Raw genomic sequence first — 16,085 nt, forward strand, 5'->3', positions numbered from 1 at the left:
GTGGATGCAAAGATAAGAACTTTTATTTCATACTTCCAAATGTTTTCGGAAGTTTTTCTAAAAGTTTTTTTCATCATGTTTTGCAGTGCCGTTCTCTCTCGAATGCGGATGCAAAAGTAGTGCTTTACAACATACACTCCAAACTTTATTCGCATTATTTTTTACTTAAAATCGCACCAAATACACTACTTTTCTGAAGCACTGACGATTACGGAGTAAAAAAAAATAACAAATACCCAAACGGGGGACTCTCCTTTAAATTCAGTCGCTATCACCTCTCAAATACCTGAAAAAGCACCTTTCCCTATACATTATTATATGGGAAAAGCCAGCAGATACAACAAAGCCCTTCCCTTTTTTGTTTTTACTAAAAAATAAGGAGATAATTATATGACAACAAAAAAAGTCGAAAACATCATAGCTCCGCCTGCTCCCCATATGGTTGGAGACGGATTCAGGGTACATAATTTCATTCCACATTTGGAACAATTAAGCAGAGAACGTATGAATCCTTTCATCCTTTTGGATTATAATGCAAAAATGGAATTCTCACCGCGTAAAGAACCAAGAGGTGTCGGAGTACATCCTCACCGCGGGTTTGAAACTGTCACGATCGTATATCAGGGAAAGGTAGCCCATCATGACAGCAGAGGAAATAGTGGTGTAATCGGCCCGGGTGATATCCAATGGATGACAGCTGCCTCCGGAGTACTTCATAAGGAGTATCACGAAGAGAATTTCAGTCAGAAAGGCGGTGAATTCCATGTCGTACAATTGTGGATCAATCTTCCGGCTAAAGATAAAAAAGCGGATCCCAACTATCAATCTATTGTAAACAGCCAGATCCCCAAAGTTGAATTACCAGATAATGCAGGACTGATCGAGGTGATTGCCGGCAAGTACCAGGATACAACCGGGATAGCATCCACCTTTACTCCGATAAATATGTTCAATGCAAAAATAAATAAAGGTGCAAGCACAGAATTTTCATTTCCGGCAAACTATAACACAGCAATCCTGGTTGTTGAAGGCTCCGTAAAGATCAATAACAACGAATTGGTTCCAACCGACTATTTCGCCTTATTCGAAAACAAGGGAGAAACATTCACTATCCAGGCTGTAAACAAAGCAACTGTCCTTGTACTGAGTGGCGAGCCTATCAAAGAACCTATCGCAGCATACGGCCCATTCGTCATGAACAATGTAGCAGAATTAAAACAGGCTTATATAGATCTGGGAACCGGTAAATTCGGTGAACTGGACGACTGATCGCTAACATTATTGAAAAAAACAATAAATCTGAACTGTATCAAGTTCCGGTATGAACAAACGCTCAATAGCATTGTTTGAACAATACAAACGAGCATTATACTAAACTAAATTTTACAGTTATGGCAAAAGAAAGTGTTAAGATCCTACAGAAAAAATTGGATGTAGAAAGTTTACTATCACAGCTTAACGCTGCATTATCAGAAGAATGGTTAGCATACTATCAATATTGGGTAGGAGCATTAGTTGCAGAAGGCGCTATGCGTGCAAACGTACAGGCTGAATTTGAAGAACATGCCGGACAGGAACTAGGCCACGCTAAATTGCTGGCAGACCGTATCATCGAACTGGAAGGTGTTCCTGTTCTCGATCCTAAACAATGGTTCGAACTGGCCAGATGTAAATATGATGTACCAAATGACTTTGATGTTGTCAGCCTGCTAAACCAGAATATTGCTTCAGAACGTTGTGCAATCGTGAGATACCAACAAATCGCCGAATTTACAGATGGCAAAGACTTTACAACCTGCGAAATTGCCAAACATATCCTGGCAATGGAAGAAGAACACGAACAGGATTTACAGGATTATCTGACAGATATCGCCAGAATGAAAAGTTCTTTCTTAAATAAGTAATACCCAGTCCGGTATAAATTACTTAAAAAGTAAACCCACTCCTTTCTAACGAAAGTTGTGGGTTTATTTTTTATTATATGTTTATCTCTTCACAAATTTGATTGTTTTCATTTTACCTTCCGAGTCAACCATCTGCAAGAAATGGACTCCACTATTCAACTGATTCAGGTCAATAGTCACACAAACAGCAGTCGTTCTTATATTGGAGCTAATACGTCCGGTAACATCAAAGACTACTACAGATTGAAGCGGAATTTGCGATTCTAGAAGTAATTGATTACCCTGAATTTTATAAGTTATATCACTCCCCTGTTGAATGACAGAATTATCGGTAGGCGGGGTTGAATAAAAATATAAATTGTCAACATAGTAAATACTTTGCCTGTTCGCCTCCATCCGGATAGAATACAGATTCGCTAAATTTATATACTTCTCATAATCAGACAGAAGTATATTAAATGACTTCCACTCCTCTCCCCTACTTGACATGTTTATAGCCGGTGTCTCATAGTTCCCGTCTGACAAGTATAAATTAAATGTTTCCGTCTCTGCTGTCCACACATCCAGATGTAATTGCTCCATATGGTCTACTTTTACATTATCCAAATTAATGAACAAGATGTTAGTGTTGGTCAGTCTCAAGGTATTATTACCATTTATCCGAACATAGTCAACTTCTGTTGTTTGTCCATCCTGACTATCAAAAGAGTACGGAATATTGGCATAAGTATCGCTAAAGATAGAAACAACTCTATTTGCAGCCTGTGTAGGAACAGGAGCAGCTTCAGAAGGAGCAAGCGGCTCTTCCGGTTCAGATGGATCTGTTCCCGAATCTTTTCAGGAAAAATAGATATGATCCAGATACAGCGTCCGTCCTCCGAGATCACAGGATAGGCTAATATTATCGATCTTTCCCTTTGTTTTAGCCAGAAGACCGGTTAAATCAATATCAAGCGCATTCCATGTGTGAGGTTTTAAAGTGTAACTATATTTTTGTACTGTACCTTCGTTTCCCGCTGTTACAACCAATTTCAATCCACTTCGCGGATAAACATCCAGGTGAAGATGATCTTTATCATTCAGTACAAGTGATGTTCCCAGCGTGACATCTTGTTTATCAAAATTATCCAGCTTAATAATCTCATTTTCTTTCACATCTTTTTCTTCCCCCTTAATTGTCCCTCCCATTGAAGGAAATGCGACTGTCGACAGACCGTTATTATAGAACGAACTAAAGACAGTAGATACATCCGGCTCACTCATTTTAGGGATAGTAGCAGAACTAATTGCTAGAAAACCTTTCGTTATAGAGATATTTTTAAATGTAAAACGACCTGTTCCCTGACCTCCCATATCTAAAGTAAAACGTGCTTCATTATCCGTCTCCCTCAACATTGTAAAAGTATAAGAATATGTTTCCTCCTGCAGTTTGGGAGAGAATGATACATTGGGACCATAGGGAACATAAGCGGCACCACTTTTCCCGATATAGTGTGAAAAAGTATAACCTTCAGTATCTCCACTGACAGTAAATGTAACAGTATATATTGCTCCCTCTTCAATGCCGGTAATTAAAATAGGTTGAACATCCCATGCATTTTCCCTTTCGTTAGTAATAGAAACTGTTAGCTCACCATTATCCCAAGAGTTTGTCCAATACCCTATTGAGCCGGTGTTCCAGTTGCTACCTTTATTAATATTGCTGTCGTAGACGGTTTCGCTTCCAACAATATGGAAGTCCATTGGCTTTTCCGGAATCTTATTTGTAAATAAAGCATCCAATAAATGCTGACGGAATTGTCCGGTAGCAACGTCATAAATTCCAAAGTCAGTTCCAAAATCCCAATAGGCATAACTGTAACCATACTGCTCAATCGTACGTGTGACAAAGGTAGTCCAGAGCAGGCGCGAATCTATGTCCGCTCTGTCATAAGTACCAAACTCGCCGATATGGACGGGTATATTATTGTTAGCCGCAGAAAAATCTCGGATGAGATTAAATTCATTTATTACAGCATCCCTATCACTCTGTGAGTCATACCACTTATATCCAATCGGAGGATTACCGGACCACTCAGCCCCCTGATGGGTAAACGGCATTGGATTATAATAATGAACTGTCAAAATAAGATGGTTATCCTGAGGAAGTTTCAATCCCTCCAATCCATAAACCGTTCCCCAATCCGTCGTACCAACCATTATGGCGCGATTCGGATTCGTTACCCGTATGGTATTTATAGCTTTTTCCAGTAATTCGTTCCATAGCGCAACCGTCATATTATCTCTGGGTTCATTAAGTATTTCAAAGACTAAATCTTCCGGATAATTTTGGAAGTATTCAGCAATTTGCGCCCACAAAACAAGGAAACGTTCCATTTCTTTCGTCTGTTCTTCTCCCGATAATTCCATTAAAGGATTATAATGATGCATGTTGATTACAAGCTTTAAATCGGCGGCAAGAATCTTATCTATGACTGTTTTCATTTTCAGCATAAATGCTTCATCTATATTATAAGGCTCTTCATTCAAACTTCTTCCGTCATTATCCCAACGGATAGGCAAACGAACATGCGTGAATCCTTTCTCTTTTACCATCGCAATGTAAGCATCATTCCATTCCAGATTCGATTGGTCATAGATATTTCCCAAATTTATCCCTTTTCCCAACTTCTTATTCAAATTCTCAATCGGAGTAGGAGTGAATAGCTCCTTTTTCCTGAAGAAATAAATATTATCAATAAAGAATGTTTTCCCATTTCCACCTTCAAGAGACAAATAATCAACGTCATCCAAAGACACATCTGCAAACTCAGATAATGCAAAATTCATACGGTTCCATTCTCCCGGAATAAGCGTTACAGGAATAGAATGTTTATTCCCGCCATCAAGAGTAATACTCAAAGATGTTGCATCCGGCGAATAGATATCGATATGCAAAGAATCCATTCCCGAAAGATCGACGTTTCCCAGGTCTAAAGGAAACTGATCTGTTTCCGTTAACTGATAAAAGAAATTATTACCCCGCCGGACAATTGCTTCTACAGTGGTTTGCCCCTTATCAACAACTTCGGGATAGCCAGTCGAAAGTCCGTTTGTATAAGAATCGCTAAATATAGAAATTACATTCGCCGGATTTAATTGCACGGGAGGAAGATAGGCCATATTTTCTGGGGCACTTTCTACAGGTGTGATATCTTTATCATTATAAAAATAGATATGATTCAAATAGATCGTATTATTACTGCTACCGGTATGGATTTGAATTGTACTTATTTTACGTTCTGTTTTTTCCAGAAAATCATTAATATCAACATCAATAGAATGCCACTCATTGGCAGCCAGATTAGATGCCTGTGTTTCAAATTCGATATTTTCGGCATTTCCTATCCTATTTTCATAAAGCATCAATATTACTTTAAAAGCCGGAAGGGCATTTTCCGAATACACATTTAAACGGAATCTATTGTTATTCCCAATTTCCAGTACCTGATTATTGAGGTCATACTGGATTGCCCCCCAATTAAACCTGGAGAATTTAAGCAATTCATTATCCTCACTATCATTTTTTTTTGAAACTGTATATTTTCCTCCCCAATCTAAAAACACTAAATCAGTATCTGTTCCATATTGAGTACTATAGAAATTAACAACGTTGGCGGAAGGACGTTCCGGTGTTGAAGCAGCCGGTATTTCTATCGGTTCATTAGCTTCCATAGAAAAATAGATATTGTCAAGATAAGCAGTAACTCCCACGTCATCTCCTTGTACGCTTAATAGCATAGAAGTAGTTTTTTGGAGTGCTTCATCTCCTTTCACACGTATAAATTCATTTAAAGGGATTTGAATGGAATGCCATTTTCCCTTTTTATATGTTTTATTACTGGTAAACTCATAATCAGTATCACCTGACGGATATAATTTTATTCCAACAGTACTGACATCCCTACTAAAAAATGCATCTATATTTATGTATGTAGCCGTCGATAAGTCGACTGGTGAACCATAAAAAGTCAATGGGTGGAAATCGAAATTCGATAATTTAATAAGATTAAAGTCATCTTCAGTCAGTGCAAATGAAGGTGTTGTCTTTCCTCCCCAATTGTCATTAATATTAAAACTATTAATTGTACCATTATAGCGACTGCCATAAATCGGAGTCACTTTCTCTATTGGAAGTGTATAGACAATATCACTGGACATAACTGGTCCCGTCACATCTCCGGTTGCATGTATCTCTGTAAATCCAGTTAATAATCCCCATAGAATTAGTATCCTAATAAATAAATCCTTTTTCATCATGTAATTAAATAAAGTTCTACTTTGACTGATATTATAAAATTAAACAGAAAACTATTGGTTTTGATACTATAAGTGGTCGGTTTGTGGCGCTGTTCTAAAATTCAGTTACAAAGATAATTAAAAGCCGACCGAAGTCGGTATATTGGACTGATGGATTAATTTCTTTTAATCCTTATTAAGTATATTGGCTGGCAAATCTCTTACAATTGGATTCTTTATTGTCCCATCTGTCTCAAAAGCTGCATATTACAAACTTTTATCACTTTCCTGTCTATAGCAATAATTCCCTCCTGCTCCATCTCTGCCAATGCCCTTGCCAGGGAAGGACGGGTAACACCAAACGAGTCTGCTATTTCCTGCTGCGTTTCAGTCAAATGAATTACATCCGGTGAGGTATCCGATAATTTACGCAGCAAATAATCCGCAATCTTATTCTTTATATTCTTCAGAGACAAAAACATGATCTTATCACTCAGGAAATGACTCCTTCCGGATATGAGCATCAGAAAGTTTTGAAGAAGTTGTTTGTTCAGTTGCATCCAGTGCGTAAAATCATCCCGGTGGATAAATAAAATCTCTGACGTTTCCATCGCTATAATATTTACCGGAAGATTGTTTTTCGGTGCATACAAAAAAGCCGGCGCCAGCAATTGAGAAGCCTGCAATTCTTCTATAACAACGAGTTTGCCTGCGTCATTCACCATTTGCCCCTGCAAGAGTCCACTAAGGACAATCATCAGGTGATTGCAGGGTGCTCCCTGAAGGGCTACGACATCCTTTGCCTGGTAAGCAGCCACCCGATAGGCTGCAGTTTCCAGCAAATCGGCAATCTCTTTATCAGAGATATTTTTAAACAGTACGGATTCAGAAAGTATTGCAATCATATTCAATTATATATACAGGCAAATATAACAAAAGATATGGAAGAAACCTTATTTTCCTGCAAAGGTAAATTGTTACCGATACTGTTGGCAGTAAACATTCGCTGTAGTGCATATAAACAACCTCCATATGCTTTTACGAAAGCAGTATCATTGATACTGTTTCATCATAGTGAAACAACTGTTTCTTCTAGGTGAAACAAGTGTTTCACCTAGAAGAAACAGATTTGTAAACATATAGATAAAATGACATAGTGCTGAAACATGTATCCCTCCTTGTATACAAATAAAAGTACAACCGTATTTATCTAAAAAATATTCATGTTTGTAACATTTGGTACAATATAAGAAACCTGGCTCTCCTACTTTTGTTTCCAGAAACAATAAACCAATAAATAAAGATAAAGTATGGAAGCTAAAATGTTTTGTTTTCAGTGTCAGGAAGCTGCGAAAGGTACAGGTTGTACAATCAAGGGCGTTTGCGGGAAAGATGATGAAACCGCCAACCGCATGGACTTACTCTTGTTCGTTACCAAAGGCGTATCCGTTGTTGCTACCCGGCTGCGGAATGCGGGAATAGAAGTTTCCGCACATGTCGATCATTTCGTTGTGGATGCTCTTTTCTCTACTATTACAAATGCAAACTTCGATATAGAAAGTATTACTAAACGGATTGTCAACGGTTTGCTATTGAGAGATCAACTAAAAGAAGAGGCCGGCAGACATGGTATTCAGTTACCGGTTATCGATGAACTGGTCTGGAAAGGGGATGAAAGTTCTTTTGAAGGAAAGGCGCTGACGGTCGGTGTACTTCGTGAGGCCAATCCCGATATCCGTTCTTTGAAAGAACTGATCATCTACGGATTGAAGGGAATGGCAGCTTATGTCGAACATGCCGGAAACCTGGGATTCGAAGAGGAAGGCCTGCATCAGTTCATCCAATATGCGCTGGCCGAAACCTTACGGAAAGACCTTTCTGCCGAACAACTAACGGCCTTAGTTCTAGAAACCGGAAGTCAGGGTGTCAAGGCAATGGCATTGCTGGATAAAGCAAATACGAGCAGCTATGGTAATCCGGAAATCACACAGGTTAATATCGGAGTACGTAATAATCCGGCGATCCTGATCAGCGGTCATGACCTGAAAGATATGGAAGAGCTGCTTGCACAGACGGAAGGGACAGGTATCGATGTATATACGCATAGCGAGATGCTGCCGGCAAACTATTATCCGGCATTCAAGAAGTACAAACATTTTGTCGGTAACTACGGAAATGCCTGGTGGCAGCAACGGGAAGAGTTCGAGAGCTTCAACGGCCCCATCCTGTTCACGACAAACTGTATCGTTCCCCCACTGGAAGGAGCTTCTTACCGGGATCGTGTTTATACAACCAACTCGACCGGTTTTCCGGGATGGAAACATATTCCATCGAGAGAAGACGGCAAGACAAAAGACTTTTCTGAAATTATTGAACATGCTAAACGTTGTGCGGCTCCGACGGAAATTGAACACGGACAGATCACCGGGGGATTTGCTCACAATCAGGTCATGGCTTTAGCCGATAAAGTGATCGATGCCGTAAAAAGCGGAGCTATCCGTAAATTTGTCGTCATGGCCGGATGCGACGGAAGAATGAAAAGCCGTAACTACTATACCGAGTTCGCCAGCGAATTGCCATCCGATTGCGTAATCCTGACTGCCGGTTGTGCCAAATACCGTTATAACAAACTGCCGCTCGGCGACATAGGCGGCATTCCCCGCGTGCTGGATGCCGGACAATGCAACGACAGTTACTCACTGGCCGTTATCGCCATGAAATTGCAGGAAGCCTTCGGGTTGGAAGATATCAATCAGTTGCCGATCGTTTACAATATCGCATGGTATGAACAGAAGGCCGTCATTGTACTGTTGGCCCTGCTGAGTCTGGGGGTTAAGAGCATCCACCTGGGGCCGACACTTCCGGCATTCCTTTCACCGAATATCGCGCAGGTATTGGTTGAAAACTTCGGGATCGGGACAATCAGCACACCGGATGAAGATATAGAAAAGCTAATTCTTGCCTGATTTTTTTAACAAAATATTGTATATTCGCAACCAAATTCAAACCATTACGGTTATAACATAAAAAAGGCGAATATATATGGGGAAATTTTTACAAGAATTTAAACAGTTTGCCATGCGCGGCAACGTCGTCGACATGGCTGTCGGTATCATTATCGGTGGTGCTTTCGGAAAGATCGTATCTTCAGTTGTTGCAGATATCATCATGCCTGCCGTTGGAGTACTGGTTGGCGGTGTAAACTTCACCGACCTGAAAATTGTGCTGAAGCACGCAGTGATGGAAGGAGATAAAGTGATCACTCCTGCCGTAACGATCAACTACGGGAACTTTATCCAGGTCACTTTCGACTTCATCATCATTGCTTTTGCTATCTTTATGATGGTCAAAGGGATGAATGCCCTGAACAAGAAGAAGACAGAAGAGGCTCCGGCTGCGCCCCCTGCTCCTCCTGCTGACATTCAGTTATTGACAGAGATACGCGATTTGCTGAAAGATAAAAAGTAAATAAACAAAAGATAAATGCCAGTATCAACTGCTTAACTAAGCAGCCGGTACTGGCATTTTTTCGTCTTATAAGAAAAAGATAGTTCCGGTCACTTCTCTTTTACACGTTAAACCTGATAACAAATGTGCTTCCTTTGCCGATCTCGCTGTCCACATGGATGGTGCCGCCGTGGGCTTCGATGAAGTCCTTGCTGATTGCCAGTCCGAGGCCACTGCCTTGTACCTTTGTGCCCGGAACACGGAAGTAACGGTCGAAAATACTCTGGTGATAACGCGGATCGATACCTTTCCCAAAGTCCTGTACAAAGATCTCGACGGTCTTATCTATTTGACGGGCACCGATGATGATACGTCCGTTCTCCGGTGTGTAGTGGATGGCATTCGATAGCAAGTTCGTCAATACCCAGGCTATTTTCTCACTGTCGACAAACAGCTTCGAGATCTTTTCCGGATACTCCACTTCTATATGGCAACCGAAGCGTTCGGCCTGCACACGGTTAGCCTTGATCGCATAGTCGATCAATTCTATCGGCTTGGTGATTTTCGGGTTCAGTTGCAGCTTACCCGTTTCCACCTGCGTCATTTTAAGCAGTTCGCCGGTTATCTCCAATAAACGTGTACTGCTGTCTTTGATACTTTGGGATAAGGCCAACTGTTCGTCATTCATTTCTCCGACCCGTTTATCCTCCAATAATTTCAGGCTCATCATTATGGCTGAGATAGGAGTCTTGAGTTCGTGTGAGATCGTTGAGATAAATGTCGTCTTGGCAGAATCCAGTTCCTTGAATTCCGTAATATTCTTCAACAGGATCACGTCTCCTACGTACTGGTTTTCTTTTCCGTTCTCGTCGGTCACACGGATCGGGATGTATTTTGCCTGGAAATAGCTTTCCTTGTTATCGGCATATATCTTCAACGGTTCCTTTTTCTCGTCCGGCTGGATCAGCTCGCGGACAAGGCGACGGAGCAAGTCGTTCTTCAAGGCCAGTTCGGCGGCGGATTTACCGATCACGATGTCACGTTTCAGATTCAGGATCGTAAGTGCTTCGTCGTTGGCGAAGAGGATCGAGCGGTTGTCGTCGAGACCGATAATAGGCTCCGTGATACTGTTCACGATCGCTTCAATATATTTCTTAGCCTGTATGATATCAGCCAGTGTACTTTTACGATATTCGGTCAGGCGTTCGGCCATCCGGTTAAAAGAATTCGCGACTTCCGAGAACTCCTGGTACTTACCCAGGTCGAGCCGTTTCTCATAATTATGGTTGGCTATCTCCATGATGCCATCCGTCAGTTTCCTTATCGGCGTATTGATCGACCGGGGTAAACGGATCAGGAAGGCAAAAGCCGTCAGGATGCAGATGATGGCGATCACACATATCCACAACAAGGCACGGTCGGCCGTATGTTCGGCAATCTGGCTTTTACGGTAGATGGTTGCCATATTCAGGCTCATGATATCGTTCAGGGCCATGCGGACACGTTGGATAGTCGTATCGTTCAGATCCTTATGCATGGCTTCATACTGGGCTGCCAGATGCGTCGTTGCCAGATTCTCGTCTACCTCCGTGATATTCTTTTTTTGCAGTTCCAGGTTCTTAGCGAACTCTGCCTGGGCTACCGGGTCTGTCTTGATACGTTCGAGGGCGCTCAACATCCTCCTGGAATAAAGAAGTGAATTGTAATTATCCGCCAGGATATTCTGGGTATCGACAGACATATTATTGATGTTCTTTACCGCCAGGCCTCCCAACAATACGATCATAACGAATAACAAACCTATCCCGGAGATAAGCTTTGTTTTAATCTTCAGATTAACTGACTTATTCATACTACGCTATTATTATTAAATCAATATTCAACTGCGACAAACTATTCAGCAAATTCCGGTAGCGATACGACGAAAACAACAAGGAACGTATGCTAAAGGAAGGCTTTCCGATACAAAGAGTAGTTATCATTTTCTCTTTGCACACCTGAACGATACTGTCGGTGACCGATTCGGACTGTATCCGGATCACTTCCCCTCCTAATTCGGTAGCCAGTTTGAAATGGTTCGACAGATAACGCTGGTTGGCCAACGGTATCCGGTCGATACTCTCCCGGGGCGTCTGCACATATAAGACAAAGAATTTTGTATTATAACGGGTAGCCAACCGTGCAGCTTTCCGTATCACTTTCCGGGGAGTACGTTCATTGCTGCTGATACAAGCCAGGAATTTCTCATGCCGCACCCCGGTATTGACCGGCACCGAATTTTCCACCTTCTTCTCCACCCGCAACGCCACTTCCTTCAAGGCCAGTTCGCGAAGCTGAAGAATGTTTTCCGACTTAAAGAAATTATTCAGGGCCGTCTCCACCTTCTCCGGACGGTATATCTTCCCGGCTTTCAGGCGTTTCACCAGTTCATCGGCGGTCAGGTCGATATTCACGACTTCGTCGGCCTGCTCCAGTACGCTATCCGGTATCCTTTCTTTAACCTCTATTCCGGCAATGTCCTGCACTTCCTCATTCAACCCTTCAAGATGCTGGATATTCACTGCGGTAATCACGCTGATACCCGCTTCGAGGATATCCATCACATCCTGCCATCGCTTTTCGTTCTTGCTGCCCTCTACATTGGAGTGCGCCAACTCATCTACGATAACAACTTCGGGATGAATACTCAGAATAGCCTGCAAGTCCATCTCCTCCACTTCCTTTCCTTTATAAAAAGACTTACGGCGCGGTATCTGGGGCAACCCATCTACCAACGCCTCTGTTTCGACCCGTCCATGTGTCTCTATATAACCGATCTGTACGTCGATGCCGCTACGAAGCAGCTCGTGTGCCTCCTGAAGCATCCGGTACGATTTGCCTACACCGGCAATCATACCGATGTAGATCTTGAAGTTACCACGGCGCGACTTTTTCAGTAAGTCGAGAAAGTGCTGTACACTCTGTTCCCTGTTCATCCGTCTTTCTGTATTACGGTTTCAATGTGAATCCGAAAACCAGATGGGCATCTTCGAGACGAGGATTCCAAATGGCTTGTGCAAAAATAGGCAAAGAAAATGAATCGCTGAACTTTATTGCGGTCGTTCCTTTAAGCGCAACATTCGTTACTGCAAAACTATTCGTCAAATACTGCGGAGCATTCCACGGAGTAAACCCGCAAGTCACATTCAGATCGACCATTTTCACACTGAACGGATAGTTCAGCTCCACATACGTAGAATAAGCCTGCTCATCATGGCTATTCTTATCCATACCGGCAAACATAGTGTACCAGGCAATTGATAACGGAAATTTCGCTACCGGCAACGAATAAGCAATAGCACCTTCAAAATGATGAGCAGTTTCATGACTTTTAAAATTAAAATACTTCCCGGCTCCCTGTCCTGCCCACCATAAATCGGCGACCGACAAAGTTAGTCCGGTGTTCCCAAAAGTATAGGCGGCAGTCAGGTCGATCTCCTTAGCTCCCAGGCCGGAGTTTTCGTTTACTCCGGTGAAGTCGGTCGATCCCCAGGCAGTCAGCGAAAAGCCCGCGATGCTCAATCCGAAGGTCGGTTGGAAGCTCGCACTCGTCTGGTACATTCCACGCCATACATATGAACTGACCAGATCCCCCTGAACGGTAAAGTTTACATCTTTTTCTCCTACCTGCGCCTGCATTATGGAAGAAGAAGACAAAGAAGTTACAGAGAATATCACTGCTACGGCAGCCATCTTTTTCAATATTGATTTCATGTTGTTATTTATTTGTTTTGTAAAGGATCCTTATTTACCCAGGGCTTTTTCGACAGCCACATTCAACTTTAAGACATTCACTTTCTCCGTTCCGAAGAGCCCCAATAAAGGTTCTTCAATGTTGGCATTTACAATCGCCATCAACTGTTCGGGAGTAACACCGCGCGCAGCAGCCACACGCTGAACCTGTACATAAGCCGCTTTGGGCGAGATGTGCGGATCGAGGCCGGAAGCACTGGCTGTAACGATCTCGGCAGGAACTTCTGCGCGTTTCAGATACGGATGATGTACGAGGAAAGTATCGATACGTGCTTCTAGCTCCGCCAGGTATTCTTCATTGGAAGGACCTTTATTGCTTCCGGCTGAACTCGTTGCGTCGTAGCCGTCACCCGCGCAGGAAGGGCGTCCCCAGAAATAAATATCCTGGGTGAAGGACTGGCCTACATTCGCAGCTCCTACCACCTTCCCGTTCAACTCCACGACTTCAGCATTACCATTGTTGGGAGTAGCAACCCGGGCAAACGCCCACAATATAAATATGTAACATACACTGAACAGCACACAGAAGGCTATTGTAAGTTTTAATGACTTTATTAAGTTCGATATCATGATCTTTAATTTTTTTGTTGTTGATTACATAAACAGGCTGACAACCATATCAATTAATTTTATTCCAACGAACGGTGCAACTACACCACCTACACCGTATATCAATAAGTTACGGCGTAACAAGGCAGAAGCCCCGATCGGTTTATAAGCAACCCCTTTCAATGCCAGCGGGATCAGGATCGGAATGATGATCGCATTGAAGATGATCGCACTCAGGATCGCACTTTCCGGACTATGCAGGTGCATAACATTCAGTGCTCCCAACTGGGGAATAGCCACCATGAATAAGGCCGGGACAATAGCGAAATATTTGGCCACATCGTTCGCAATACTGAAAGTAGTCAATGTACCGCGTGTCATCAGCAACTGCTTACCGATCTCCACGATCTCGATCAATTTGGTCGGGTCGTTGTCGAGATCCACCATATTGCCGGCTTCTTTTGCCGCCTGCGTACCGCTGTTCATGGCTACCCCGACGTTTGCCTGTGCCAGTGCCGGAGCATCGTTCGTACCGTCACCCATCATGGCGACCAGCTTACCGCTTTCCTGCTCTTTCTTGATATAATTCATCTTATCTTCGGGCTTGGCTTCGGCGATATAATCGTCTACACCCGCCTTTTCAGCGATATATTTTGCCGTCAAAGGATTATCTCCGGTAACCATTACCGTCTTTACTCCCATCTTGCGCAAACGTTCGAAACGTTCCTGGATGCCGGGTTTGATAATATCCTGCAATTCGATCACACCGATAATATAGTCATCCTGCGAAACGACCAGCGGAGTACCGCCGTTGCTCGTAATTTTCTGTACAAGTTCGGCCACTTCCTGCGGATATTTATTTCCGGCCGCTTCACTCATCCTGCGGATTGCGTCGAAAGCACCTTTACGGATACGGACACCATCTTTAAGGTCGACACCCGAACATTTGGTTTCTGCCGTGAACTTGATCATCTTGGAGCCGGAAGTGCTCAGGTCGCGGATGCGGATACCTTTCTCACGTCCCAGTTCGACAATCGATTTACCTTCGGGCGTTTCATCGGAAAGGGAAGCCAGCAGGCAAGCCTGTACGAATGCCTGTTCGTCGATACCGGCTACCGGATAGAACTGTGTCGCTTTACGGTTACCGATCGTAATAGTTCCCGTTTTATCTAATAATAAGGTATCGATATCCCCGGCAGTCTCCACCGCTTTTCCCGACTTGGTAATGACATTGGCACGCAAGGCACGATCCATTCCGGCAATACCGATAGCCGACAGCAGGCCGCCGATCGTTGTCGGGATCAGGCAGACGAACAGGGAAATGAAAGCTGCAATAGTGATCTGCGTATTCGAATAATCAGCAAGAGGTTTCAATGTACCACAAACAACCACGAATACCAGTGTGAAGCCAGCCAGCAAGATCGTCAGGGCAATCTCGTTCGGCGTCTTTTTCCGGGAAGCACCTTCCACCAGCGCGATCATCTTATCGAGGAAGCTCTCGCCCGGCTGGGTAGTCACCATCACTTTGATCTGGTCGGAAAGTACTTTCGTACCACCTGTTACGGAACTTTTATCGCCCCCGGCTTCACGGATTACCGGAGCAGATTCACCAGTGATCGCACTTTCGTCGATAGAGGCAAGACCCTCGATTATTTCACCGTCCGACGGGATCGTGTCGCCTGCTTCACAAATAAAGATATCTCCTTTCTTCAACTTGGAACTGCTCACCACAGAGACAGAGCCGTTTGAGATAACCAGTTTGGCTGGCGTCTCTTCCCGCGTCTTGCGCAAGCTGTCCGCCTGGGCTTTGCCGCGTGCCTCCGCGATCGCTTCGGCAAAGTTGGCAAAGAGCAGGGTGAGAAACAACACAACAAAAACAAATAAGTTATACCCGAATGTCCCCTGGTTTTCTGCTCCCGTAGCAGCAGCCCAGATGGTAACGACCAGCATGACAAACGTCACTATCTCAACGATAAACATGATCGGGTTACGAAACATCGTCCGCGGGTCCAATTTAACGAACGACTGCTTCATGCTTTCTATAACAAGCTCCTTCGGAAACAAAGAAGCGGATTTATTCTCTTTCATCTTATTCTTTATTAAACTATCAGCTAA

The 16,085-nt window shown here is 43.1% G+C and carries 12 protein-coding genes; 4 read left to right on the top strand and 8 right to left on the bottom strand.

Translation table 11 applies throughout. The annotated features are described in order from the left end of the window. Positions 1 to 390: 390 nt before the first annotated feature. Together HMPREF1536_RS02515 and HMPREF1536_RS02520 are read left to right on the top strand one after the other, a co-directional pair. A complete protein-coding gene (locus HMPREF1536_RS02515) occupies positions 391 to 1,269 on the top strand; it encodes a pirin family protein (RefSeq protein WP_028727808.1) in 879 nt (292 codons plus the stop codon). Positions 1,270 to 1,391: 122 nt separating this feature from the next. Next, positions 1,392 to 1,904 (top strand): ferritin-like domain-containing protein, encoded by a 513-nt coding sequence (locus HMPREF1536_RS02520; RefSeq protein ID WP_028727809.1) that lies wholly within the window; start codon positions 1,392 to 1,394, stop codon positions 1,902 to 1,904. An 81-nt stretch (positions 1,905 to 1,985) separates the two neighbouring features. Here HMPREF1536_RS02520 and HMPREF1536_RS26525 read toward each other — a convergent pair whose 3' ends face one another. The 3 genes from HMPREF1536_RS26525 to HMPREF1536_RS02535 form a co-directional block, all read right to left on the bottom strand. Beyond that, positions 1,986 to 2,486, bottom strand: a complete 501-nt coding sequence (locus tag HMPREF1536_RS26525) for a T9SS type A sorting domain-containing protein (RefSeq protein WP_028727810.1) — start codon at positions 2,484 to 2,486, stop codon at positions 1,986 to 1,988. A gap of 255 nt (positions 2,487 to 2,741) precedes the next feature. Continuing rightward, complete coding sequence (locus tag HMPREF1536_RS26530) at positions 2,742 to 6,203, bottom strand: glycoside hydrolase family 5 protein (RefSeq protein WP_081693320.1); 3,462 nt, start codon at positions 6,201 to 6,203, stop codon at positions 2,742 to 2,744. A 215-nt stretch (positions 6,204 to 6,418) separates the two neighbouring features. After that, on the bottom strand, positions 6,419 to 7,087 hold the full coding sequence (locus HMPREF1536_RS02535; protein ID WP_028727811.1) for a Crp/Fnr family transcriptional regulator: 669 nt from the start codon (positions 7,085 to 7,087) through the stop codon (positions 6,419 to 6,421). Between the two features lie 405 nt (positions 7,088 to 7,492). Between HMPREF1536_RS02535 and hcp the strand changes: the two genes are divergently transcribed. Next, positions 7,493 to 9,148, top strand: coding sequence for a hydroxylamine reductase (gene hcp / locus HMPREF1536_RS02540; protein WP_028727812.1), 1,656 nt, complete (start codon positions 7,493 to 7,495; stop codon positions 9,146 to 9,148). A gap of 76 nt (positions 9,149 to 9,224) precedes the next feature. Then, complete coding sequence (gene mscL, locus HMPREF1536_RS02545) at positions 9,225 to 9,650, top strand: large-conductance mechanosensitive channel protein MscL (RefSeq protein WP_028727813.1); 426 nt, start codon at positions 9,225 to 9,227, stop codon at positions 9,648 to 9,650. A gap of 100 nt (positions 9,651 to 9,750) precedes the next feature. On the opposite strand, the gene HMPREF1536_RS02550 is transcribed toward mscL, so the two are convergent. The 5 genes from HMPREF1536_RS02550 to kdpB all read right to left on the bottom strand — a co-directional run bounded on the left by HMPREF1536_RS02550 (position 9,751) and on the right by kdpB (position 16,058). Next, on the bottom strand, positions 9,751 to 11,481 hold the full coding sequence (locus tag HMPREF1536_RS02550) for a HAMP domain-containing sensor histidine kinase (protein WP_028727814.1): 1,731 nt from the start codon (positions 11,479 to 11,481) through the stop codon (positions 9,751 to 9,753). A gap of 1 nt (position 11,482) precedes the next feature. Then, positions 11,483 to 12,604 carry a sensor protein KdpD gene (locus HMPREF1536_RS02555; protein ID WP_028727815.1) on the bottom strand — a complete coding sequence of 374 codons (1,122 nt, stop codon included), beginning with the start codon at positions 12,602 to 12,604 and terminating at the stop codon, positions 11,483 to 11,485. Positions 12,605 to 12,617: 13 nt separating this feature from the next. Next, a complete protein-coding gene (locus HMPREF1536_RS02560) occupies positions 12,618 to 13,307 on the bottom strand; it encodes a hypothetical protein (RefSeq protein WP_225608077.1) in 690 nt (229 codons plus the stop codon). A 105-nt stretch (positions 13,308 to 13,412) separates the two neighbouring features. Further along, positions 13,413 to 13,988, bottom strand: coding sequence for a K(+)-transporting ATPase subunit C (locus HMPREF1536_RS02565; protein WP_028727817.1), 576 nt, complete (start codon positions 13,986 to 13,988; stop codon positions 13,413 to 13,415). Between the two features lie 27 nt (positions 13,989 to 14,015). Continuing rightward, a complete protein-coding gene (gene kdpB, locus HMPREF1536_RS02570) occupies positions 14,016 to 16,058 on the bottom strand; it encodes a potassium-transporting ATPase subunit KdpB (protein ID WP_028727818.1) in 2,043 nt (680 codons plus the stop codon). Between the last annotated feature and the right edge of the window lie 27 nt (positions 16,059 to 16,085).

The organism is Parabacteroides gordonii MS-1 = DSM 23371 (assembly GCF_000969825.1).
GTDB lineage: Bacteria > Bacteroidota > Bacteroidia > Bacteroidales > Tannerellaceae > Parabacteroides > Parabacteroides gordonii.